Annotated in this window: 1 protein-coding gene; it reads left to right on the top strand. The window is 68.6% G+C overall.

Annotation, left to right across the window (positions count from 1 at the left end):
• The coding region (locus R1101_RS0124140; RefSeq protein ID WP_016935715.1) for a nicotinamide-nucleotide amidohydrolase family protein at positions 1-1,060 on the top strand (1,060 nt) is incomplete at both ends.

Raw genomic sequence — 1,060 nt, 5'->3', positions numbered from 1 at the left:
GGCGACCGGCCCGCCGACCTGACCGCACAGCTGCGTTTCCTCGTCGACCAGGGCATCGACCTCGTCGTCACCAGCGGTGGTCTCGGTCCCACCGCCGACGACCTCACCGTCTCGACCGTTGCCGAATTCTGCAATCGCGAGTTGCTGCTCGACCCCGAGCTCGAAGAACACATCGCGGGAGTCATCCGCCGCTTCCGCCCGGACGCTCCGGACCTCGACGCAGGACCGACACGCATCGGGATCCGTAAGCAGGCGCACGTTCCCGCCGGCGCCACCGCCCTGCCGCCCACAGGTACAGCGCCGGGTGTGGTCATCCCCGCGGCGGCCGGTGATCGGCCGGTGCCGGCCATCGTGATCCTGCCCGGCCCGCCCGGTGAGCTGCAGGCGATGTGGCCGAGCGCGGTCATTTCACCCGCGGTGACCGACGTACTGTCGCGAGCCGACGAACTGCAGCAGGAAACCGTGCGCGCCTACGGGTTGCACGAGGCACAACTCGCCGAGACACTGCGCCGGGCCGAAACAGAGATCGCCGGCCTCGACCGGCTCGAGGTCACCACGTGCCTTCGACACGGTGAACTCGACATGGTGACCCGATTCGCCTCCGGCGACGCACACATCTATCGCCGTCTTCTCGACGTCCTCACCGAACACCATGAACGCCAGATCTTCTCCCTCGACGGTGCCACCATCGACGACCGGCTGATCGATGCCCTCGACGGTCGCTCGATCGGAACTGCGGAGTCGTGCACCGGCGGTCTCGTCGCTGCGCGTCTCACCGACCGACCCGGGTCGTCGGCCTACGTCATGGGTGGGGTGGTCTCGTACTCCAACGACGCGAAGTCCGATCTGATCGACGTACCGGCCGAAATGATCGTCGCGCACGGCGCGGTGAGCGAACAGGTCGCCGCAGCCATGGCCGAGGGTGCCCGACATCGGCTGAAGGTCGACGTCGCGGTCTCCACCACCGGCATCGCCGGCCCCGGCGGTGGCACCGAGGCCAAGCCGGTCGGCACGGTCTGCTTCGGCGTCGCGATCGAGGGACGGCCGACGTACACCGTCA

The organism is Rhodococcus sp. R1101 (genome assembly GCF_000278445.1).
GTDB lineage: Bacteria > Actinomycetota > Actinomycetes > Mycobacteriales > Mycobacteriaceae > Rhodococcus > Rhodococcus gordoniae.
Note: the sequence above shows the minus strand (reverse complement) of the source record. Positions and strands in the feature narration are given on the sequence as shown.